The 23351-nt window shown below is 37.2% G+C and carries 21 protein-coding genes; 9 read left to right on the top strand and 12 right to left on the bottom strand.

The window, feature by feature from the left end; all coding sequences use genetic code 11:
• Positions 1-125 precede the first annotated feature (125 nt).
• Positions 126-797, top strand: a complete 672-nt coding sequence (rpe, locus tag H4J50_RS07055) for a ribulose-phosphate 3-epimerase (RefSeq protein ID WP_108454756.1) — start codon at positions 126-128, stop codon at positions 795-797.
• Between the two features lie 40 nt (positions 798-837).
• Positions 838-1842: a tryptophan--tRNA ligase gene (gene trpS / locus H4J50_RS07050; RefSeq protein ID WP_108454757.1), complete on the top strand. Its 1005-nt coding sequence runs from the start codon at positions 838-840 to the stop codon at positions 1840-1842.
• A gap of 96 nt (positions 1843-1938) precedes the next feature.
• Here trpS and H4J50_RS07045 read toward each other — a convergent pair whose 3' ends face one another.
• Both H4J50_RS07045 and H4J50_RS07040 read right to left on the bottom strand, forming a co-directional pair.
• Positions 1939-2907 carry an FHA domain-containing protein gene (locus tag H4J50_RS07045; protein ID WP_108454758.1) on the bottom strand — a complete coding sequence of 323 codons (969 nt, stop codon included), beginning with the start codon at positions 2905-2907 and terminating at the stop codon, positions 1939-1941.
• Positions 2898-4151 carry a serine protease gene (locus tag H4J50_RS07040; RefSeq protein WP_182255329.1) on the bottom strand — a complete coding sequence of 418 codons (1254 nt, stop codon included), beginning with the start codon at positions 4149-4151 and terminating at the stop codon, positions 2898-2900. The genes H4J50_RS07045 and H4J50_RS07040 overlap by 10 nt, the downstream gene beginning before the upstream one ends.
• 429 nt (positions 4152-4580) lie before the next feature.
• Here H4J50_RS07040 and H4J50_RS07035 point away from each other — a divergent pair, with 429 nt between their 5' ends.
• Both H4J50_RS07035 and H4J50_RS07030 read left to right on the top strand, forming a co-directional pair.
• Complete coding sequence (locus tag H4J50_RS07035; protein WP_182255327.1) at positions 4581-6659, top strand: EAL domain-containing protein; 2079 nt, start codon at positions 4581-4583, stop codon at positions 6657-6659.
• 336 nt (positions 6660-6995) lie between these two features.
• Positions 6996-7388, top strand: a complete 393-nt coding sequence (locus tag H4J50_RS07030; protein ID WP_108454761.1) for an MmcQ/YjbR family DNA-binding protein — start codon at positions 6996-6998, stop codon at positions 7386-7388.
• Positions 7389-7509: 121 nt separating this feature from the next.
• On the opposite strand, the gene H4J50_RS07025 is transcribed toward H4J50_RS07030, so the two are convergent.
• Positions 7510-8313, bottom strand: a complete 804-nt coding sequence (locus H4J50_RS07025; protein WP_108454762.1) for a hypothetical protein — start codon at positions 8311-8313, stop codon at positions 7510-7512.
• Positions 8314-8360: 47 nt separating this feature from the next.
• On the bottom strand, positions 8361-9242 hold the full coding sequence (locus tag H4J50_RS07020; protein ID WP_182255325.1) for a PHB depolymerase family esterase: 882 nt from the start codon (positions 9240-9242) through the stop codon (positions 8361-8363).
• 128 nt (positions 9243-9370) lie between these two features.
• Here H4J50_RS07020 and H4J50_RS07015 point away from each other — a divergent pair, with 128 nt between their 5' ends.
• The 3 genes from H4J50_RS07015 to H4J50_RS07005 all read left to right on the top strand — a co-directional run bounded on the left by H4J50_RS07015 (position 9371) and on the right by H4J50_RS07005 (position 12914).
• The gene (locus H4J50_RS07015; protein WP_182255323.1) at positions 9371-11461 is read left to right on the top strand and encodes a transcriptional regulator; all 2091 of its coding nucleotides are present in this window, start codon (positions 9371-9373) and stop codon (positions 11459-11461) included.
• A 145-nt stretch (positions 11462-11606) separates the two neighbouring features.
• Positions 11607-12224 carry an HAD family hydrolase gene (locus H4J50_RS07010; RefSeq protein WP_182255321.1) on the top strand — a complete coding sequence of 206 codons (618 nt, stop codon included), beginning with the start codon at positions 11607-11609 and terminating at the stop codon, positions 12222-12224.
• 180 nt (positions 12225-12404) lie between these two features.
• Positions 12405-12914, top strand: coding sequence for a CIA30 family protein (locus H4J50_RS07005; RefSeq protein ID WP_108457700.1), 510 nt, complete (start codon positions 12405-12407; stop codon positions 12912-12914).
• Positions 12915-13000: 86 nt separating this feature from the next.
• Here H4J50_RS07005 and H4J50_RS07000 read toward each other — a convergent pair whose 3' ends face one another.
• The 4 genes from H4J50_RS07000 to H4J50_RS06985 form a co-directional block, all read right to left on the bottom strand.
• The gene (locus H4J50_RS07000; protein ID WP_182255319.1) at positions 13001-13747 is read right to left on the bottom strand and encodes an SDR family NAD(P)-dependent oxidoreductase; all 747 of its coding nucleotides are present in this window, start codon (positions 13745-13747) and stop codon (positions 13001-13003) included.
• Positions 13710-14135: a thiol-disulfide oxidoreductase DCC family protein gene (locus tag H4J50_RS06995; protein ID WP_108454767.1), complete on the bottom strand. Its 426-nt coding sequence runs from the start codon at positions 14133-14135 to the stop codon at positions 13710-13712. The genes H4J50_RS07000 and H4J50_RS06995 overlap by 38 nt, the downstream gene beginning before the upstream one ends.
• 42 nt (positions 14136-14177) lie before the next feature.
• The gene (locus H4J50_RS06990) at positions 14178-14825 is read right to left on the bottom strand and encodes a flavin reductase family protein (protein WP_108454768.1); all 648 of its coding nucleotides are present in this window, start codon (positions 14823-14825) and stop codon (positions 14178-14180) included.
• Between the two features lie 122 nt (positions 14826-14947).
• Positions 14948-15496 (bottom strand): hypothetical protein, encoded by a 549-nt coding sequence (locus H4J50_RS06985; protein WP_182255318.1) that lies wholly within the window; start codon positions 15494-15496, stop codon positions 14948-14950.
• Between the two features lie 563 nt (positions 15497-16059).
• On the opposite strand from H4J50_RS06985, the gene H4J50_RS06980 reads away from it, so the two are divergent.
• Positions 16060-17061: an ABC transporter substrate-binding protein gene (locus tag H4J50_RS06980; protein WP_108454770.1), complete on the top strand. Its 1002-nt coding sequence runs from the start codon at positions 16060-16062 to the stop codon at positions 17059-17061.
• Between the two features lie 13 nt (positions 17062-17074).
• The gene (locus tag H4J50_RS06975; protein WP_108454771.1) at positions 17075-18373 is read left to right on the top strand and encodes a GGDEF domain-containing protein; all 1299 of its coding nucleotides are present in this window, start codon (positions 17075-17077) and stop codon (positions 18371-18373) included.
• A gap of 69 nt (positions 18374-18442) precedes the next feature.
• Here H4J50_RS06975 and H4J50_RS06970 read toward each other — a convergent pair whose 3' ends face one another.
• From H4J50_RS06970 to H4J50_RS06955, 4 genes are read right to left on the bottom strand one after another with little or no spacing between them, the layout of a single operon-like run.
• Positions 18443-20188 carry a sugar phosphorylase gene (locus H4J50_RS06970; protein ID WP_182255317.1) on the bottom strand — a complete coding sequence of 582 codons (1746 nt, stop codon included), beginning with the start codon at positions 20186-20188 and terminating at the stop codon, positions 18443-18445.
• A 15-nt stretch (positions 20189-20203) separates the two neighbouring features.
• Entirely contained in the window at positions 20204-21430 is a 1227-nt protein-coding gene (locus tag H4J50_RS06965; RefSeq protein WP_108454773.1) for a glycosyl transferase, read from the bottom strand.
• Between the two features lie 50 nt (positions 21431-21480).
• Positions 21481-22317, bottom strand: coding sequence for a mannosyl-3-phosphoglycerate phosphatase (locus tag H4J50_RS06960; RefSeq protein WP_182255316.1), 837 nt, complete (start codon positions 22315-22317; stop codon positions 21481-21483).
• Entirely contained in the window at positions 22314-23195 is an 882-nt protein-coding gene (locus tag H4J50_RS06955; protein WP_108454774.1) for a kinase, read from the bottom strand. The genes H4J50_RS06960 and H4J50_RS06955 overlap by 4 nt, the downstream gene beginning before the upstream one ends.
• Positions 23196-23351 lie beyond the last annotated feature (156 nt).

Below are 23351 nucleotides of genomic sequence, written 5' to 3'. Positions count from 1 at the left end.
GTGTTGAAATCTACATATGAACTTGATTACGATATAAGATGTTATATACATTTTTGTGACTGATCTAAGTCGCAAAATTTGCACAATTAAGTTAAAGTATCGCAAATTTTGTCAAGGTAATTACTATGTCTGATTTTCTTATTGCTCCATCAATTTTATCTGCTGACTTTGCTCGCTTGGGCGAAGATGTTACAAAGGTGCTTAATGCTGGCGCTGATGTTATTCATTTTGATGTGATGGATAATCACTTTGTACCAAACTTAACGTTTGGCTCAATGATCTGTAAATCATTACGAGACTACGGTATTACCGCACCTATTGATGTGCATTTAATGGTGAAACCTGTTGATAGCCTGATCCCTGATTTTGCTAAAGCCGGTGCTGATATTATTACCTTCCACCCTGAAGCTAGCGATCATATTGATAGAACCTTGCAGCTCATTAAAGATCATGGCTGTAAAGCGGGCTTAGTATTAAACCCTGCAACACCTTTACATGTTTTAGATTTCGTTATGGATAAACTCGATGTTATTTTGTTAATGTCAGTTAACCCAGGCTTTGGTGGTCAATCGTTTATTCCTACTACTTTAGATAAACTTCGCTTAGTGCGTGAAAAAATCGATGCCAGTGGTTTCGATATTCGTTTACAAGTAGACGGTGGCGTTAAAGCCGATAATATTGCAGATATAGCTAAAGCTGGCGCTGATATGTTTGTGGCTGGTTCGGCTATATTTTCAAAGCCAGATTACAAAGTTGCTATTGATGAAATGCGCGCAGCATTAGCCACCGTTAAATAATTAACAGATTAAATAATTTAGAAAACTTCAAGGATAAAAAATGAGTAAACCTATTGTACTAAGCGGCTGTCAGCCATCAGGCGAGTTAACCATTGGCAATTATCTTGGTGCATTAAAGCAATGGGTAAGCATGCAAGATAGTCACGAATGTTATTACATGCTGGTTGATCAGCATGCCATAACTGTTCGCCCTGAGCCTGAAGCGTTGCGCAAAGCAACTTTAGATGGTTTAGCATTATATTTAGCTTGTGGCGTTGACCCAGAAAAAAGCACTATTTTTATTCAATCACATGTGCCTGAGCATGCGCAATTGAGCTGGGTATTAAATTGCTACACTCAAATGGGTGAGCTTAATCGCATGACGCAATATAAAGATAAGTCGTCTAAATCTGAAGCGAATATGAACTCAGGTTTATTTACTTATCCGGTTTTAATGGCCGCTGATATTTTATTATACGGCGCCAATAAAGTGCCCGTTGGCGATGATCAAAAACAGCATTTAGAATTAGCACGTGACATTGCTACGCGTTTTAATAACTTGCATGGTGAAACTTTTAAAGTGCCTGAACCTTTTATTCCTGAGTTTGGCGCTCGTGTCATGAGCTTATTAGAGCCGACTAAAAAAATGTCAAAATCTGATACGAATCCAGGTAACTTTATTGGCTTACTAGAAGATACTAAGAAAATAACCAAAAAAATTAAACGTGCTGTGACTGATTCAGACGAGCAAGCGAATATCTATTTTGATATTGCAGAAAAGCCTGGCGTATCAAACTTGTTATCGCTTTTATCATGTACAACAGGTAAAACAGTTGCTGAATTGGTGCCTGAATATGAAGATAAAATGTATGGTCATTTAAAAGGTGATGTTGCTGAAGCTGTTGTTGCTTTACTTGCGCCGATTCAAGAACGTTATCATCAATTTCGTAATGACCAAGCCTACTTAGATGAAGTGATGCGAAAAGGTGCAGATAAAGCGTCAGCGCGTGCGAGTAAATTGCTAGCTGAGGTTTATCAAGCTATTGGTTTTATCGCCAAACCTTAATTACACCTTATTGCACTTTTGTAATATCTAAAAAGCCGTCGTAACCACGACGGCTTTTTTATGCTTAAACCTCAGTAATACTAAGCTTTTATCTAATTAATCTTTACTGTCTTTTTCTACACTTTTTGTCGCTTTATCAAAGAGCTTACTTGCGTCATTAACAAAGGTTTCAACATTAGTACTTGGCGCAAATATAAAGGCTGGCGACATAATGGTGGTGTCAAATTGCGGGCGCGGATTAAAGTCAGGTTGTTTACTCATTTGAATGACAAAGCTGCCGCCAAAGAGCAAGAGTATTAAACATGAGGCGACAACATTTCTACGACGTAAAGTCATGTGAAAGCCGACATAACAGTTAAGCCAAAATAAGCCAAAAGCCAACAGCAATGGAATAATAGATAACAACCAGAGCATTGAAAAATTACTGGAAGTATTAAAGTGCACAATGTTTTCAAAAATATCACTGAGCCACATTAAATTAAAAAAGATAAAGCTAATGCCCATTTGGGTCCAAAAACGCGCATCATGTTTGGTTAAGTGTGACACTAATGCAATGCCAGCAGGCCATAAGGCAAAGCCTAAGGTTAAGCCAATGGTAGGCACGAGTATTTGTGTTAAAGAAACTTCGTTGGCATTGTTTAAATTAATAATCCAACCACCAATTAAAGCAAATAAAGTCATACTAAGTGCAAGTACAACAGGATGACGCGCTAAGTTTATTAAACTCTCGAATGGACTAATGGCAATACTTTCAGATACGGGATGACTAGGGAAAACAAGGCGCACTTGGCTTTTACCAATGGAGATAATATCGCCAGAACTGACTTTATGTTGGATAACATTTTCTTTACTGCCTTCAAGAAAACTGCCATTAATTGACCCCTGATCATCAACCAACCAATGCTCACCGTTAAAATGCAACTGCAAGTGTTCAGGACAAACATGAGGGTCACTAATGATAATGTCGTTATCGTAGCCCCGACCAATAGTAATGTTGTTTGGAGCAAATTTTTGGCGACTTAAGAGTTTGTGACCATGACTGATTTCTTCAATAATTATTTCCATGAAACCGACTCCATAAATTTAGCTAAAAAGGCAAGTGAGGTTTCTTGTGCAACGCCAGAAATGGTGAAATGGCTGAGTAATGCGTATTGCTCATGGTCGACAGAAATAGCGATATAAAGCACATCGTACAGCGCCGGGAAATCTTTATAAGCACGAGTACAAAATACGGCTTTATTATTAATATTGCTGCTTGGTGGCATAACAAGGTCATGGTGACATTGATATTCAGTTACATCATCCTTACCTGCTAGATTACCTGGTGCTACTTGGTTTAGCTGACGCTCAAAAATATGATAAAACTTAGTACTGCCAATTTTATCTGATTCCATATAGCGGTATTCCATTTCCAAAGAGCCAGTAAAAAAGTCAGAAGAAATATAGGTATTTTCATCTAAATCGCAATTTGCAACGGCCGCCATTATTTGAGCATCGACTTTATCTGAGTTGGACTCACCCCAGCAACGTACAAAAGGCACATCAATAGTAGGTATTAAGCCTCGACCTAATTGCTTTAATTGCCAATCACTTTTCAAAATTGTAGTAATTAACTTTTCTTGATTCTGCATAAGCTGAGCTGCCATTTGTTGCTCAATGCTTTTTGGAGGGTTTTGCTGATATTGCTGATAAAGCGCAAGTAACTTGTCGTGTGGAACTAAAAATCCGATTTGATTACCCGAGGTGGCAACATTAATGCCGACGACTTCAGTATTCTTATTAACAACGGGGCCACCACTCATGCCTGAGTTAACTGAACCCGTAAAATGAATGCGGTCGTTAAAAGACTCATTTTTTAAACCATTATATGTACCCGGTACGACTATCATGCCTAAGTCATGCGGGTTACCTAACGAAAATAGCTCCTCACCTTTTGTCGGCGCTTGCTTCGCGATATGAAAATATGGCATTTCAGTGCTAACTTCACGTTGAACAATGGCAAGGTCATTAATGACATCTACGCTTTTTAAGGTAAGCGCTGATTTGTTACCTTTATTATCTAAATACTCTATGGTGTATTTATGAGGGTGTCGGGCAAAACCTGAAATAACGTGATAATTAGTCGCAATAAGACCATCGCTACTAATTTGAAAACCCGAACCAATAGAAGACTTTTCACCACTGGCTTTGTCGATTAAGCGTATTTGATAAAGTGAAGGGGCTAATTGTTTAAAAATTTCTTCGGCCTGCTCAACAGCAAAACTTAACGTGCTAAAGCACATAAGTAGCAGAGCAAAAATAGCTTTCATTGAATATCCTTTTTTATTATTACTTTAGGAACTGTTTGACCTTTAGGCAAAGCAGAACTTATCTGGTTACCATTGTGCCAGTGTAATAAATTTTGTCATCTTTTATCCGATTAAATACCGTTTTTCTCTGTTACATAGCATGGTTGATGGAATGGTAATGTGAGCATTTGATTATTAATAGCCGATAAAACTGTCGTTTTTAATTAAAGCAGCTTGAGCAGCACAGAGCACATTAGAGGCTTTGTATAATCAGTAGCTTAGTAACCTCATTTCCCCGAAGGGCTAATATAAGCGGAAACATATGTATAACTAGCGAATAGCCATCATTTACTCTGATGCATATTACTCAGCTTTATTTTGTTTACATAAGCGAAATTACCTATTTAAGTCTATTATTAATATATTGAAGTTACTGGGCCTCTCCACGTTATGAATTCGAAAAAAGCTGTTAGCGCGTTAAGCCACAAATATATTATTAACGACCCATTGCATCAGATATTTGATGCAGTCAGTGCTATTTCTGTACAGGGATATGATGAAAATCGACGGGTAATTTATTGGAACGAGGGCAGCGAGTTACTTTATGGCTTCACCAAAGAAGAGGCTACGGGGCAACAAATAGAAGACCTTATCATTCCCAAACCCATGTGTGAGTTTGTTATTGCTGCGCACACTAACTGGATAAAAAATGGTGTAGAAATACCCGCAGCAGAACTTACTTTACTTGATAAACAGGGTAATGATGTATGTGTTTACTCAAGTCATGTGCTCTTTACTAACCAATACAACAATAAACAAATGTACTGTATTGATATTGATTTAACCGATGTAATACATGCACAAGCACAAGCTACTTTTAAAGATCAGATGCTTGAGACTATATTTAAAGCGATACCCGATTTATTTTTCTTGATGGAAAGTGATGGAACGATTGTAGATTATCACGCCAGTAACATAAGTGACCTTTATGTATCGCCTGAAAAATTTATTGGCAAAAATATGACTGATGTACTACCCGAAGACGTTGCCCGCAAGTTTCATAACCATATAGCCAAAGCATTAAAACAAACCGAAATGATAAGTTTTGAATATGATTTAATCCTGCCGCGTGGTTTATCCTTTTTTGAAGCTAGAATTAATTATTTGTCAAAATACCAGCAGCTCGTTGTTATTATTCGTGATATTACTGAGCAACATAAAAATGCAGAGTTGATCCGTCATCAAGCTTATTTTGATTGTTTAACGCTATTACCAAATCGATTTTTGGCACTAGATCGCTTAACGCAAATATTAATTGAAGCAGATAGGAACACTGAGCAGGCGGCGGTACTTTTTCTTGATTTAGATGACTTTAAAAAAGTGAACGATTCTTTAGGACATGAAATCGGCGACAAGTTGTTGATCGAGTCCGCGAAGCGACTGCAAAATGTTTTACGAAAAGAAGATACGGTCGGTCGTTTAGGTGGTGATGAGTTTATTATTCTTTTACGGGGCCTAACCGAACATTACAATGCGCTTGCCGTTGCTGAGGTTTTACTGAAAACCTTTAGAGAGCCATTCAATATTGATGGCAGGGAGCTAATATTAACATTGAGTATCGGAATTGCCCTTTATCCTGAAAATGGCCTTGGCGCCTCAGACTTATTACGTAATGCTGATACAGCAATGTACCAAGCTAAAGCTTTAGGGCGTAATACTCATTCCTTTTTTACCAAAGAAATGAACACGGTTATGCAGCGTCGTTTTGCGATTGAAGAGCAAATGCACGGAGCATTAGAGCGTCAAGAGTTTGAATTATACTATCAAGCCCAATTTGATCTTAGTAATGACAAAATGGTCGGTGCGGAAGCTTTATTGCGCTGGCATAATCCTGTATTAGGTAACGTTACACCTGATGAATTTATACCTATTGCTGAGCACACAGGACTGATAGTACCCATTGGGCAGTTTGTCATTAGGCAAGCCTTAACGTTTTTAAGTGTTTGGCAAGGTAAAGGGAATAAAAAATACACCATGGCCGTTAATTTATCTCCTCGCCAGTTCAGAGATGAAGGGCTATTGAGTTTGATTCAAAATACGGTGAATGAAGCTGGTATTGATTTTGAGGATTTTGAGTTAGAAATTACTGAAGGCGTATTGATGGGAGGACAGTCTTATATTAAAGATGCTTTACATGAAATCAATAAGTTAGGTATAAAACTATCAATGGATGACTTTGGCACAGGTTATTCATCGTTAAGTTATTTAAGGCAGTATCATTTTGATATATTAAAAATTGATCGTAGTTTTATTCATGGTATAACGTTAAATAAATCGGATTGTGATTTAGTTAAAGCAACTATCGCCATGTCACATAGTTTAGGGCTTTTGGTTGTAGCTGAAGGAGTAGAAACCAAAGAGCAACATACTTTGTTGAGAGAGTTAGGTTGTGATTTTGTACAAGGCTTTTATTTAAGTAAGCCGGTGCCTGCAAAGCAAATAATGAATTTGTCTTCTTATTTTAACTAGGTCCTTTAGTGTTTTTTTGTTACTTTTTTACAACTGTTTTATGAAGGCAACGAGATGTTTTTAAGCTGTTCGTTTCCTTAAGTTTGCGGTTTTATTTGTTGTCGTATCGCGTTTGTTGGAGTATGATTTAATGATAATAGTTATCATTTAAAACGCAGGCTTATATCTTTATTTTTGAGTGATATAAGTATGATTTCGGCCATTCTTTTAGGCTGTTTTTAGTCATTGTCCTTGTGGATTTACTTAATGAATGGCAATTTTTTTGCCATTGTAGTCAATTAGTTTTTTTATCGGAATAGAGTGTTAATCACTCATTTAAGGTGCAGTAACAATATTATGGATAACATACAAGCTAGGCGTTATTTACTAGATAAAGCTGAAACAATCGAATATTTTCCTTTTGGTGAGGATGTCAGTGTATTTAAAGTAAAGCATAAAATGTTTGCAACCTTAGCCCTAGGCAAAGGTAATGAAAAAGGCACTCAAGGGAAAATGGCGGGGCATTATTGTATTAACTTAAAATGTGAACCCGATGAGGCTGTTATGTTACGTGATGTATTCAGCGCGGTTATACCTGGCTATCATATGAATAAAGTACAATGGAATACGGTGATTTTGGATGGTTCAATTCCTCAGGGAGAAATTGAACGCATGATGGATAACTCATATAGGTTAGTGGTGAGTAAAATGCCTAAAAAAGAACAAACCTCACTACTAATACACCTATAGCACAGTATTTATCAATAGGTTGCTCTTGGGGCAGGTAGGTCAACATACTGATTAGTTGATTCAAAAAACAGCGGCTCCTTTAATGGAACCGCTGTTATAAATAGAAGCTTCCACCGAAAATTTATTTTTCAAATATGCAAGGCGGATGAGTTTTAATAGTTTCAGAAGCCATTTGCCTTAAAATTTGCTGAGTTGCTTCATCTACATCGATGTTACTATCAAAGGGCAACAAATCTGCTGCCTCACCAGTAATAACTTCATAAAAAATGAAAGCGCTGAGTAATTGCCCAGTTAAAGATGCGTGATTACCGTCATCTGTATGTAAGACGATTTGTGGATACGTCATGATGACTCTATCCCAAGCTAAGCCAACAGGTGCAACACACGCCTTTTGTAATTCAGCAATACCAGTATGTATAAGATGCACTCTACTCCCTTCTTGAGTTTTCCCTTTTTGTGGGTGCTCAGGGAAAAGTATCGGGGTTGTGTTATGACTCTTAGCTTTATCTATCCAAGCTAGTGCTGCATTAATTGGGTAGGTTTTCGCACCTGATTGAGAATATTTTTGGCCTTGTAAGATAACATGCGTCCAAAGCTCACTTTCAAGTAACTCAATTCTTCTTTGTTTACTGGAACTATCATCTAAAAATCCACCTCCAGCATTTTTTATGGTAATTGTGGCAAAAGGGTTGCCTGCACTAATAAGTCTTTTAAGTAAGCCACTTAACCCTATAACATGGCTATTACCAAAGAGTAACACTTGATAGTTATTAGCATAACGATTATCAGGGATCGCGATATTATTAATCGGTATGCTGGTGTTACCTGAAGTATTATCTGTTTGTGGTATTTCTGCGTTATTGCCACCGTCAGAGCAAGCCGATATAAAAACTACTATAAGTAAAAAACTGAAAATTTTCTGCATAATGTATCCTTTATTAGATTTGATAATCTTTTGCCACACGACCTACTTTAATTAAAAATAGGCTGGTAGATTTGTTTCAATACTTCTGCGCTATAACTGGCTTCATGCGGTACATTATTTAATGCTGAAAAGCTGACTTCTTTGACACAACCTTCCCAGGTTTGAGTCTCAGTGCCATTACTGGTACTACTTACTTTCGGGTGTTTCACTGTGTTGAAGGTTTCACTACAGCCATTAATAAGCAACCAGTGTGCGAGTGTTTCGGCAACCGATTTTATCTCACCCACCTCTCTACCCTTGATAGGGACTTCTCTATCTTGTGGACTATGAAAGTGATGCACAGTCACCGGTGTAGATGTTGAACAGGCGCTAAAGTCACCCCTATATTGTCCTGCAAGAGATACAATTGCGGTTATATGTCCTGGTATTTGACAGGCAAGTTTATAAGCCATAAATCCACCTGCAGAGTAGCCAAAAATATAAACTTTATCGGTGGTAATGTTGTTGTCAGTTCTGATCTTAGTCAGAAGGTTAACAATAAAATCTACATCGGCTTGCTTAGCATTCGCGGAGTCATTAACACTTTCCCAGCCCCATTTTTCATTTATACCCTGAGGCGAAACGGATATTAATTTTTCACTATCACTGATTGATTTAGCATTAAATATTTTACTGACTTTTTTAGGAGATCCAGGAGCGCCATGTAAAAACACTGCGATCCCTTCAATAGTATTGCTAGGTTTATAAACAATGGCCTCTCTATTCTCTAATGTTATACAGCTTGTTCCCGACTCAAGCGATTGTCCTGCACATGTCGTTATTATCGGTGTGGGAGATGGTTGCTCTGTTTTTTTACTGCCGCTTCCTCCACAGCCTAAAAGTAAACTACACGAGATTATAGTAAGGTTAATCATGGCTTTTTTATTCATTATATTGCTCTTGTTATGCTTTACTCATTTAAAACTGGAGTGTGTCAGTTTCTTGATTTCATTCAATAAAGAGGTAACAATGGTTTTATAATGAAATGATAATGATTAATTAAATGATGGAATACTAAATGCGTTTTTTATTTGGCGATATAGTCGTTGACGTTGAACAGATAGCGTTAATTAAAGACGATAAATGTATTGAGTTTGAGCCTCGAATTTTTGAATTACTGGTCTATTTTTGTCAGCACCCTCAAGAGGCTATTTCCAGAGAAGAGTTAATTGCACAAGTTTGGCGGGGAAGAATTGTTAGTGATGCAGCGATTAATCGAGCCGTTGGAGAATTACGTAAATTAATCGAAGATAACCCGTCCTCACCACAATGGATAAAAACGGTAAGTAAAGTAGGATATAGATTAACGGCAGCACCTGTTATAGAAAACATTCCAAGTGAAAATAACAAGTCAGAATCGGTCTTAGCTGAATTAGATCTCCAGCACACTAGCCCCGTTAAAAATGATGAGGTTGTAACGCCAACACTTTATCGTCATAAATTTCAGCTATTAGGCGGTAAACGAGGATGGATTTTTGCGGCATTAGCGTTAAGTTTATTTTTTATTTATAAATTATATGGGTCTACAAGTTCAGCCGACAACTTGCGGGTTGTTGGGTGGCAACCTGTTACATCAACATTAGGGAACGCTTTTAACGCGAGTTATGATGCAAAAACAGGTTCACTGGTTTACCTACACCGGACTGGCACTGATGCGAGTGCACAACTTTTCATTAAACAGGCTGACGCACCTGCTCAAGCGATTACAGATGATAATTATTACTACACCGATGTTTTATTTGCCGGCGATGGTTTTATTTATGCATCGAGATTAAACAACTTACAACAAAGGCAGTGTGAAATAGTTAAAGTTAATTTAGCTGCCATGGCGTTTGAACCGATAATTGATTGTGGCGAAAGGGTGGTTACACAACTCGTTTTTGATGAGAAAAAGAGACGATTAATTTATCGATCTAGATCAAGTATATCTGAGCCATATGCTATTTATTCTTATCAACTTGATACCGGAAGAAAGCAACAACTTACTCATCCGATACAAACAGGTAATACGGTAGGGGATTATATGTTTGCAATATCGCCTAACTTTAAAACCTTAGCTGTTATTGAGTACAACGGTGATGAAACCGATAAAGTTAAACTTATTTCGCTAAATGATAATTCTATTATATTGACTGCCGATTTTGTTGATGAAGTTTACGGCATGGTTTGGCATTCAGCAGATATAATTTTAGTGGCAAACAGTACTGGATTATTCAGTTTTGATGTTAATCATCATACGCTAACGGTTATTGAACATGGCGACCAGTTCAGCCGGCTTGCAAAAGGCGACACTAATCAAACGGTGATAACTGAACGTAGTCAATCGACGGTTAATATTTTTAGTTACGCTAATCAGGGCAATAAGTTAATACCATTAACAAAAAGTAGTGGTATTAATCTCAATCCGATACTTGGAAATAAATCTAACGTACTGGCATTTACATCTAACCGTACGGGTAAAGAACAAATATATATTCAAGCTGAACAAGGTGGCATTAGTATTGCCGCGTTTGATGAAAAAATCACTTATATTGCCGCTATGGCCTTCTCATCTGAAGATAATCAACTCGTTGCGAGCATTAATAATGCTTTATATCGCTATTCTTTGAAAAATAAAAAATGGCAGAAAATCGCAGTAGGATTTACAAAAGTGCATCACGTTGCTTATGTTGAAAAGCGCATCATGTTTAGTGCTGAAGTTGATGGACAATGGAACATCTGGCAGATGTCACCAGATAATACCGTTACTCAGGTAACGACTAACGGTGGCTATAGTGTTCAAGGAAGCAATAATCAAATTTATTACACTAAGTTTAATCACGAAGGCTTATATCAATTAGATTTAATGACCGGTGTTGAGTCGACCATAATTGAAAGTTTTCCTATTTCTGGTTGGCGACATTGGCAATTGCGCGATAATACGATTTATTACTTAATGGGTAAATCATATAAGTCATTAAATTTAACAACGCTTGAACAGAAAATTATTTACAACTTTAAAGGCAGAACGCCTAATAGTTGTAATACGGCTTTTTCACACGACTTTTTTGCTTGTGAAAAAATTGAGTCAGACACAAGCAATGTCTGGAAGTTTCAGTTGTCGAATTAATCGAGTTTAGTTGCAGGGCAAAGGATAGTTTCACGCTTTAGATGATCTTTATTTACGCATAGCGCGTACTGTTAGTTAGATTAAGTATTGATTTCAATAAATACTCAAACGGCTACTTGAACATTCTTATAAGGAGATAAATGGCGTGTTACCACATAAATTGTTAGGCGTAATATTTGACTTAGATAATACCTTGGTTTCTTCAAACTTAAACTTCGACGATATTCGCACAGCGTTAAGGTGCCCGAAAAATATCGACGTACTCGATTTTGTAGATACCTTACCAAAAAAGCAGCAAATATTAGCCAATAATTTATTAGTTGAATTTGAACTTAATGACGCGCTAAATACAAAAAAGTTACTCGGTACTGGTGAACTTATTGAGCTATTGTCTCGGTTAGGTATTCCTTGTGCTATTGTCACGCGTAATTGTCGAGAAGCCGCATTAATAAAAATTCAGCGTAACAATATTGACATTGAATTGCTTTTTACAAGAGCGGACCACAAAGCCAAACCCGCACCAGACGCCTTATTACACCTAGCTAAACTATGGGCACTGCCCGTTGAAAACTTATTATATGTTGGCGATTACTTATATGACCTACAAGCGGCTGAAAATGCTCAGACTATGTCATGCTTAGTCACACATGGTGAAGTGGTTGAATATGCCAGTATGGCGACAATTGTGGTGAATGAGCTTACCGAGTTAAGCCATAGTATTGAGTTAACCTTTGCCCGTGAAACTACTTGTGACTCAGCCTAAAACTCATCACGCGGCGAAAATTAATCCCGCTTTAATATCTAAGTAAGCAAGATGCGCTTTATTGCTTTAATTATATTTTTTACTTTGTGTACCTTTTTTGGTTTAGTAAAAATTTATAGCAATAAGCCATTTACGCTGAATAGCTCGGAACTGATAGCGAGCAAAAAAGAGCATATACTTATGATTGACTTTACTAAGCAAAATTTATCACAGCTAGGCCTTTTGGAACCACAAGACATTGAAAGCTGGCGTATTACAAATGATGGCGTTATGGGAGGTCAATCTCAAGGGAGCTTTTCATTGCAAGCAAGTCATGCTCTTTTTGCAGGTCATATTTCGCTAGAAAATAATGGCGGGTTTAGTTCAGTCTTTCGTTCGATTAAATCGTTAAACAAAGGCTTTGAAAAGGTGTCTATTAATATTAAAGGTGATGGGCTGACTTATCAATTAAGAATGAGCGTAAAGCTTGATGGTTATCGTTTAGCGTATAAACACAATTTTACTACAGTTGCTGGCCAACAAAAGCAGTTAACGTTTTTGTTAGCAGACTTTCAAGCCTCATTTCGGGGGCGCAACATTCCTAATGCACCAGTACTGTTATCAGAAAACATTATAGAAGTGGGATTTTTAGTGAGTAGTAAAGTTGCTGGTGCTTTTTCATTAGCCATTTCAAGTGTAAACTTTAAATAGCGAGTGCTGTTTGGTAAAGCTTCGTAATGGTTGTGATAATTAAGTCGCTAACCTAGCTACTTAATTATCAAATAGTAAGCCTTTGACTACCAGTTAATCGTTTCACCTTGCCAATCAAGATAACTTGGGCTCTGGTCTATTGGGGTGTTTTCAACAATATCTAATAGCTGCTTAGCGACAAACTCTGCACTAAAAAGCTTATTTTCCGGAACATTTTTTTGAAACGGTTTCGATAATGGCGTATCAGTAGTACCTGGATGAAAAGCAATAAGTTTTATATTTTTAGCTCTGCGAGCTAGCTCTATCGCTGCGGTTTTTATCATCATGTTTAAAGCCGCTTTTGATGCGCGATAACTATACCAACCACCTAAGCGGTTGTCGCTTATACTACCTACTCTAGCGCTAAATAGCACGAATGTGCAGGGTGACTTCCCTGTCAATAATGGAGTTAACTTTTGTATCCATAACATCGGCGTTAAAGTGTTTGATGTCATTACTTGAATGAAAGATTGAGCATCAAAGTCTTCTAAGCGTTTTTCCGGTTTAATGGTGTCGTTGTGGAGTATACCGTTACAAACAAATACGCGGGTTATTGGTGCTTGGTTATGTTGTGCTAATTGCGTTATAGCGTGATCAATTGACTGTGGTTGATAATCTTTAACCCTAATTTTAGTCACCTGTGGTGAATTGGTTACACTCGTTTGCATATCAGCATGTTTGAAATTACGGCTTATCAGCAGTAAACCTGTATTTTTATCAGTTTGTACTTGCTTAGCGATAGCCATACCAATATCGCTACTTGCGCCGATGATCAGTGTTTGTTGGGTTGTCATAGCATGTTCCTGATGTGCAGTGAGTGGTTTTAATGTTAAATATTTTTGCGAGCAGCGCTGAAATTGGATGACGATATTTCGCTAAACCCAAATATATCCAGTGGCTGATGGTTTTAATTATTGGCCAATTTAATGGCGCTACCCAAAAGCCTTTACCCACTAAAGTCCAAGCTCTATGGGTTACTTCAAGTCCCAGTAGCAACTGTGACTTATAATGCCCATGCAATATTTTCATGGCATCATCAAAGCAAACACTCGGGTAGCGTGCAGAAAAATCATCTTGATGTATATCGACCAAGCTAATTCTGTTGTCTGTATCATGCTTTTTAAGGTGTGCCATTTCTGTCGCGCACATTGGGCAATTACCATCATAAAAAATTGTTAACATCAACATGCCTCACAGAGGTTTAAGTGTATTTGAGTTTGCCTTTTATTCACCGTTAAGAGGAATGCTTTTGGGCAATACCCCAGGTTTAGCGTAACTCAAACGTGAAAGTCTTTTACTGGTGTGGTAACTGTCAAGGCCTGAAACCATAACGGTATTCAATGACTCAATATCAATGTAACCATCATCTTTAATCGCTGATTTTTGGCATAAAATATCGGTAATTTCACCAATAACTAATACCGTATTATTAAGCGTGATAGGGACTATTGATTTTAATGCCAGGGCATACTTTAGCTGACTCTCTTTAACAAAAGGTGCATCTATACCTGCGATTAACTCTGCGGTTAGGCCGGTTTGTTTAAATTCGCATTCTTCATCATCATAACGGGCTGATGTTTGATGGGCTGCTTGCCAAAAGCTCTCACTCACTTGATTGATGGTATATTGTTGAGTCAGTTTAATATTTTTTAACGTATGTCGATCAACACTGTCTGGACGTGAAATAAAACCCACTAAAGCAGGTGAAGCACCTAAATGAAATACAGAGCTAAACATCGCTAAGTTGTGTGTGCTGCTCTGGCTACTCGTCCCAATAAGGTTGGCACTTTTAAAACCAGACAAGCTATTAATAATTTGCGCTCTATAACGAGGAGCCATTGAAGTCATTTCGTCTTTATTTATATATTTCATTTGAGTTATGTTTGGTAAGCCATATCTATTATTCAATACGACAAGCATCGGGTTTACGATCACCTTATTTTAAATGAACCTGCAATAATGAAGATTGCTAGGTTAGCTAATCGTTTTGCTATTTAGTTGAAAAAAGCCTTTTTTATTTGTGCAATAACAAAGTGCATAAAGAAGTAAATCACAACCGAGGCTAAGGCTATTACAGCAGCAAAAACAGATGACAATACCGCGCCAAAAGTAATGCTCATACTAAGAATAAAGCCTAATACGTATTGCGCTTGATAAACTTTAAAAAATAGCGCAAAAACGAGTATCGCTGGAAATAAAACCGCAGAAATATCGCTATACCCTTTAATAAACATTAATGACAATATTACGCCATAACCAAAGGCTATAAAAAAACTGAATACCACCTGTTTACAAATTAATGAGTTTTGCTCAGCAGGTGCTTTTAGTATTCTATTTTCAATTCGGATCATAGCTAACCAAGTAAAAAATGGTAACAAAATTCCGCCCCAGCCATTTGATATTTCTGGCATGTCAGCACGCTGAAGAAAATAATGACTTGGCACGCCCAAGTGAAAATATTGCCAAATTAGCATTGTCCAAATAGTGAATGTTATAAAGCCAACCAAGTACCATTTAATTACACGGAGTTGTTTCTCGTTCATGCATAGATCTTATTTCATTGATGTTATTGTTAAATAATAGCAATGATTACGGTAAAGTTTTTCTCTGTCAGCACAACGTTGAATTTAACAATGTTGAGCTGAAGTAAATAAGTCAACGATTACATTTATCATGGCGTGGTGAGACTACTTTCTTAATTAAGCGGATTAATAAAAGCAGATTGATAAATGTGGATTAATAACGTGAGTGCGACCTCATAGCCACAAAATTTAATGTATTCGACTTTAAAGATGTTAATTCACTCTAGTGGTGAGTCTAGAAAATACAGAGATTGCGTAAATCTTGGGGATACTTTTTGCAGTGAAAATTTTAGTTTTTTAATGATTTATTAAAGATATTTTTTTAACGTTAAAGTTTAACAGAAACTTTAACAGAAACTTTAACGTAAATTAAAAAGCAGATTAAAAGATAACTGCTAATATTATTGTTTAATGACTGCCGTAATTCAATTAATTAAGATTTGATGCTGAATTAATAGGATATATCATTAAACGTGCATATAATATCTACTGATAATGCATGGGTAAAAAAGGAGATTTAAGCTTTGCATGAAAAAAAACCACTAGCACCTGCTGTTTTAGTGCTTGCCATTACTGGTATTGTAATTTGCTACTTTATTGTAGAAGGTTTTACAAACCAAGAAAAATACCCCATCACTATTGCTGTTTCTAAAACGCCGCTTTCTACGCCTTTTTATGTTGCCAATGCTATAAATGCGTTTGAAAATACTTGTGTTGATGTGACGTTTGATCAGGTGATGGGAGGACAAGTATCTTTTGAAAAAGTTATGAATGGTGAGGTTGATTTTGGCACAAGTTCAGATTCTGTCATTGCTTTTCAAAGCTTAACGTCGCAGCAATTTGTCACCCACGCTATGTTCGTACAGTCGGATAATGATGTGAAATTAATTACTCATGCTGTTGATGAAATTGAGTCCATGTCAGCGTTAAAAGGGAAGCGAATAGGAGTTACTAGAGGCACATCTAGCGAATATATCTTAAGCACTTTACTGGCAATTGAAGGGCTAACGATGAATGATGTCAAGTTGCATCATTATAAACCTGAAGAATTGCTCTATGGCTTTAATCAGGGGGAAGTTGACGCTATTCTTCCATGGGAACCCTTTGCCTTTGAAGCGATGCAATTATTGAATGAAAAAGTAAAAATTCACGATACTAAAAGTTTAAGCACCTTGAGCTTTAACCTGATCTCTAAAACCGCAGACAGCGAGCTTTTAGAAAAAGCGCAATGTGTTATTGAAGGCTTAAACATTGCCATTGATTATATTGCTTCAAACCCCGAAACAGCTAAAAAAATAGTCATTGCAGAGTTGGATGTAGATCCTGAATTTATTGCTTGGGTTTGGTCAGATTACATTTTTAAGCTTGGCTTAAATCATTCCTTGATGCTAAATATTAACTCTCAAGCTATTTGGGCTATGGAGGCGCAATTAGGAGGGTTTGACCATATTCACAACACAGATCGTATTGTTGATAGTAGGGCACTTACCAAGGTCAGTCCTGGGTCAGTGAACCTTTCAATGTGAAAAGGGATATTCTATGAAGTTAAGCTTACAACAGAACATTTACGCATTTACGCTCAGTAGTTGTGTGTTTTTTCTTGCACTTGCGATCAGTATATTGTGGTCAATTCAGGTGGTCAATGTTGCATTGGAAAGAGAAAGGTATGCTCATAAAGTTGAAAATCATGCCAACATTTTAAAACAATTTATTAGTATTGAAAATATTTACGCGAACGACTTTAATACCGATAATTGGTTGGCATTAGATCGTGATTTTAGTGAGCTACTAAGATCAACCCCTAACTTGACCTCGCAACAGCAAACTATTCAAAATAGTATTGAAAGCCAAAATAAAAATGTTTTACGGTTATTTAACGCGATTACAAAAAATAAATTGTTAAATGCAGGTGAGAACATTAAACAGCATTTAAAAATTAGGTTGATAACACAATTGGAAGCAATAAGAGCCGACTCTATTCAGCTTTTTAATATTGTGCAGGTTGATATAAATAGCGTTATTCGTCAGCAAGTTATTATCATTTTGTCGATATTATTGCTGAGCCTTTTTATTATGGTTTTTGGTGCATTTAAGGTCGTTAGAATCTTTAGAACTTCACTCAAAGAAGTTAAATCAGCTTTTGTAAATACCCGTTGTGGCAATTTTCAAAAAATAGAACTGTCTAATAAATCTGAAGAGTTTGACAGTATTGCTAACGCATTTAATGAAATGAATACGGAGTTAAGTGAAACAACCATTTCTTTAGAGTCGATGACCCAAATTGTAGCTGAGAGAACCGAGGTGTTAGAAAAACTGTCTAATACCGACCCATTAACCGGTGTTGCTAATAGACGTGCTTTATTTGAAAGAGGTAATGCAGAGTTTTCTAGAATTCAAAGGAGTCATAATAAATTTACCATTATATTGTTAGATTGTGATTTATTTAAAGATGTGAATGATCAATTTGGTCATTCATTTGGTGATGAAGTATTAAAACATATATGTAAAATATGCTCTGAAGAAATTAGAAATATTGATTTTTTTGCACGCTATGGCGGTGAAGAATTTATTATACTTTTACCTGAAAGCGAGTTATCTGGCGCCGTTAAAACGGCTGAACGTATTCAAAAGTCTTTAGCAAATAATGCTATTACCTTTGAAGGTAACGAAATATGTGTGACTTTAAGTCTGGGTATTTGTGTCGTTAATGACAATCACGCTAATTTTGAATCGGTAATAAAAGATGCTGATATCGCTATGTATCGAGCCAAGGAAAATGGACGTAATAGGATCGAGGTGATAGACAGTACAACAGCTTGTGATGCTATCACAAGCTAACAGTAACCGATGACTGCATTATTACTACAATGCATACTGCAATGTAGTAATAATGCTATTTTAGCTTTGCTATTTATTAGATATCCATACTGTTTGATAAGGCGATAACATTATTTCTTCCGTTAACACGGTTATTTTATCACCGCTTATTAATTCGACCCAAGCTTCGGTCACAATTAAATTAAGCTCGCTTAAGGGCAAAGCGACAGGCTTATCTGAAATGTTACTGACACAGAACATGCTTTGTTTTCTGTTTTGGCTTTGTCGCCAAAAACCAAATAACTGTAACCCCAAATGAAGTGTAAATTGCGTCGCATTAGGATGAAATGCAGGCTGTTTAATACGAGTACTTAATAACGATTTTAAGGTTGAAAGTACTTTACCATGATGTAAATCAGTATTTGCTAAAGTGCTTTCTAGCTCATCATCATCCCAACGATGACGATTAATCGAGCGGTTATTATGCGTATTGGCAAGTTTGTTGTAATCATTTTTCGTACCCAACATACTGTGGATATAAATCCCAGGCACACCTTCAAGCGCAAACATAATGGCATGTGCACAAATAAAACGTTCAAAATTCCATTCATCTTTACCTTTCACTGTACCTTGTAGTGCATCATAAAGGGCAATATTCATTTCATAAGCTTTTTGTTCGCCCTGGTCTGATGTTCGCCATGAAATTTTACCGCCAAAACTTTCGATGGTTTGAACGAGGTTATCAAGCTCAGAGTCATTTAATAAACCCTCGGCAGGACGTAGACCAATTCCGTCATGTGATGCAATGAAGTTGAAATACATTGTGCCGTCTTGCGAGGGTGGCATACTCATAAGCCATCGTTTTAAATGTGTGCAATTGCCGGTAAGTAAGGTGTTGATAAGTAACGGAGGTAGGGAGAAATTATAAATCCCATGCGCTTCATTAGCATTACCAAAGTAAGTCAGGTTTTGAGTGTTAGGGATATTAGTTTCAGTAATAATAATAGCTTTAGGGTCAGCAGACTCAATGAGTGTACGTAATAATCTTACCACCTCGTGAGTTTGGGGTAAGTTGATACAATCACGCCCAACAATCTTCCATAAAAAAGCAATAGCATCAAATCTGAATATTTTTACTCCGCTATCAAGGTATTGCCGAATAATCGACGTAAAGGCTTTTAATACTTCAGGGTTACGAAAGTCAAAGTCAACTTGATCATGACTGAAGGTACACCAAACAAACTTTTGTCCTTGGCCAGTTACCACTTCTTTTAATAAAGGTGAGGTTCGTGGACGCACCACATTTGATAGGTCATCATCTAACTGCGCGGTAAAGAAAAAGTCATGCCCTTGTCCTTCACCTTTTATAAAGTTATCGAACCATGCACTGCGACTTGAGCAATGATTAATCACCAAATCCGACATTAACTGATAATTTTGACTTATCTCACTGATGTCTTGCCAAGAACCCAAAGACTCATTAACAGAAGAATAGTCAATAACCGAAAAACCATCATCAGAGCTATATGGAAAAAATGGTAAAATATGCACACTATTAATGGTGTCTTTAATATTTTTATCTAAAAAGTTTTTCAGCGTCTGTAATGGTGCTTGACCTGTTTTTATAACGCTATCACCATAAGTGATCAATATAATGTCAGTTTCCGACCAATGATTTGTAAAAGGTGTTGGCGGCTCTATCTCGCTTGTTAATTGCATAATGTCAATCAAGGCATCTGCAATATCATCGATAGGCTGTTTAAGCGTAATATCTTGATAAATAGTTGAGAGCTGTTGAATTAATTTGTTTTTTAACGGTTTAAGCTGCGCTGACATAATCGACACTTTCCTTTATGTTTGACTAAATTCTTTATTATCTAACTCTACGGCTTCTTTTAACTGCGATAAAATATCAGGAATAGCACTCACAACACGGTTCCAAGAAGGTATGAAAGGTGTTTCCATTGGATTTTCTAAAAAAGTGTTTCCGGCGGTTAAAATATTTTCTGCGAACATTTCTACCGCTTTTTCTTCACTGTGAATATCAAGCTCAAGGCCGTTCATCATTGCATCATTTCTATAAGTTTCAACATAATCTAACGCGATACGATAATACGTTGCTTTTAAGGTTCTAAACTTTTCAGCACTAAAGGTTTCGCCTTGCGTGGCAAGTTTACGAATAAAGGCTTTGCTAATATCTATCGACATTTTTGATAAGCCGCCGGCGGTGCTATCTAAAGATAAGTCCTGATGTTTATGGTCGTAGGTGGCTGCTATATCGACTTGGCAAAGGCGATTTGGCGAGTAGTTACGATACATTTCAGATAAAACGCCTATCTCTAATCCCCAATCACTTGGAATGCGTATGTCACTTAAGACATCTCGGCGAAATGAAAACTCGCCAGCAAGTGGATATAAAAAGCTGTCCATGTATTCGAGGTAGTCACAATGACCGACGGTTTTTTTCAATGCTTTTATCAGTGGTGTCACCAGTAGGCGAGACACTCTACCATTGATTTTTCCACCAGCTACTCGAGCATAAAACCCTTTGGAAAACTCATAATTAAATAACGGATTAGCAACCGGATAAAGCAGTCGGTCGAGTAATTCTTTTTCGTAAGTTAAAATATCACAGTCGTGCAGCGCAATTGATTCAGCCTTACCTGACGCTAAAATATATCCCATGCAATACCAAACATTACGTCCTTTACCGAGCTCTTTCGGCGCTAAACCCAGCTTTTGTAGTTTTGCATCTATTGCTTGTAGTCTTGGTCCATCATTCCATAATACTCGATGGTGTTGAGGCAATTGCCCAAAAAACGACAAGGCGTGTTTGTATTGCGCTAAATCTGCACGGTCTAAACCAATAACGATTTCAGACAGGTATTTTACGTCTTTAATTTTACTGATAATGTCTGGTAATGCTTTCCCTTCTAACTCGGAAAATAAAGAGGGAAGAATAAGCCCCAAAGAACGTTTTTTTGAGAATTCTAATAACTCAGCTGCCATGTTTTCTGGGTCGCGTTGAGCTAAATTATGTAATGTGGTTACCGTTCCATTTTGATAAAAGTCAGCCATGATATACCTCTAATTTAATTGCTTGGTGAACTTGGTTTTGCTGCTAGGCGTTAGGTCGCTAATATTTGCTCAGCGAGCAACTGCTGTATCGATTCTGCCCAACCTTCTGGGCCATATAATTGTGTCTGACTAGTTTTATATTCCCGATACAAGGGGGGGAAGTCATGAACCGGGGAGCGTATCTGTACCGCAATATCTGCAGCGTCTAACATGGGGGTGTCATTTTCACCGTCACCTAAAGCAATGGTGTATACCGAACAGTTGCTATAATGTTCTCGGTATTGCTCGGTCAACCAAATGAGTGCTTGGCCTTTGTCACAAAAGTCTCCCACATGAATAAACCTTCCGCCATGAACAACATTGGCACCTAATTCAACTAAATGTACGATAAAGGCTTTTTTGGTTACCTCGTCTCCTAGCCATTGAATAGGTTCTCCATACTGACGCTCTTTTGCCCGTTCAGCTTGTGTTAAGTCTAAGCCCGTTATTTGGCTCAACTCTGCCACTGATAACATTGAAAATCCGCGATAATATTGACTAAATCCACCACAATGTTCATTGAGTAAATCTAACCAATGCTTTCTGGGTAAACAGAATGATTTCACCCAATAATTACCCTCTACTTTAGTGTCTTCGGGTTGTGTGGCGAAGGTGCTTTTTGGAATGTATACAGCAGCACCATTTTCGATAATAAATGGCGTATTAAGTTTAAGTTCAACCTTGATAACTTCAAGTTCAGCCAGTGTTTTACTGGTATTGAGAATTACGGGTATATTTGCTCGCTGCAATTTTTGCAGTGTTGGATCAGCAGCGGTTGATTTATAGCTATAGTGGTCAAGTAGCGTGCCATCTAAATCACTAAATATAATTGGTTTTTTATTAATCATTCGTCGTCCGTAACGGGTACGCTTGTAATGTTTCTAGCGTAATCTAAATAAAAAATAGCGTCGGCTGATTGAGAAATAGTGTTACAAGCCTGCACGCTAAGGCGCTGAAAATATTGAGTGAAATTTAAAATGCCATCAGACTGCATTATTTTTGAATTAGACAAACCTTGATTGTTAGCTTTTAATTTTTCTTCCTGCTCTAAGCGCCACTTATAAACACAGTCAAATGAAGGAGCTTGCAAGGCTAACCAAAAATCCATCTGTGCATATAAAGGTTGATAGTACTGTTGAAGTTGTTGGTTAACATAATTACGCCAAGCGCCATTTTTATCGTGTTTAAGTTCAAGCTCATTAACCGGAGAAATTAATTGCTCGGCTGTTTGTGGTTTTACACCCCAGCACCAACCTTCTAATAATATAATGTCTATCGGTTTTTCAATAACTTGCCATTGTTCTTGAGGGTAGGGTTCATCAGTTGCTTTGTTAAACCTTGGGATAGTAAAACCGGTTTCTTTTGCTTTTAATTTGATGAGTGTGTTTTCGAGCATTGCCATGTCATGTGTGCCAGGAACACCTCGTGTGGCTAGTAAGGGATGAATATCACGGGAAAGTTCTTGACGTTTTTCACCCGTAAAATAAAAATCATCTAATGACATTACAACGATATTTAACTTGTGCGTTTTTGTAAGGTACTCACCAATGTAATCGGTAAGTGTTGATTTACCGCTACCTTGGCAACCATTAATGCCTACAAAGTATGGTCGACTACTTTTTGAAAACTGGCTGAAAATTCGCTCGGCGAGAGGTTGGAAATAGTCTTTCGCTGTCAGTCTAAATTTTTCAGGTAATTTGTGTTGTTTAATAAAAGTAGTAAGCATAATTTTCACTGTGGCTAAATATTAATAACATGATACCTTCAACTCTTATGCCACTATCTCTAGTGGGTGTGTATTTGAATTAATGCCTTGTAATTTAAGGTTTATTTTTAATGTTGTAGTTTTGATGTAAAAAAATTAAAGGTATAAAAATGCACC

The sequence above is a fragment of the Colwellia sp. 6M3 genome, from assembly GCF_014077595.1.
GTDB lineage: Bacteria > Pseudomonadota > Gammaproteobacteria > Enterobacterales > Alteromonadaceae > Cognaticolwellia.
This window is presented reverse-complemented; position numbering and strand designations above follow the sequence as displayed.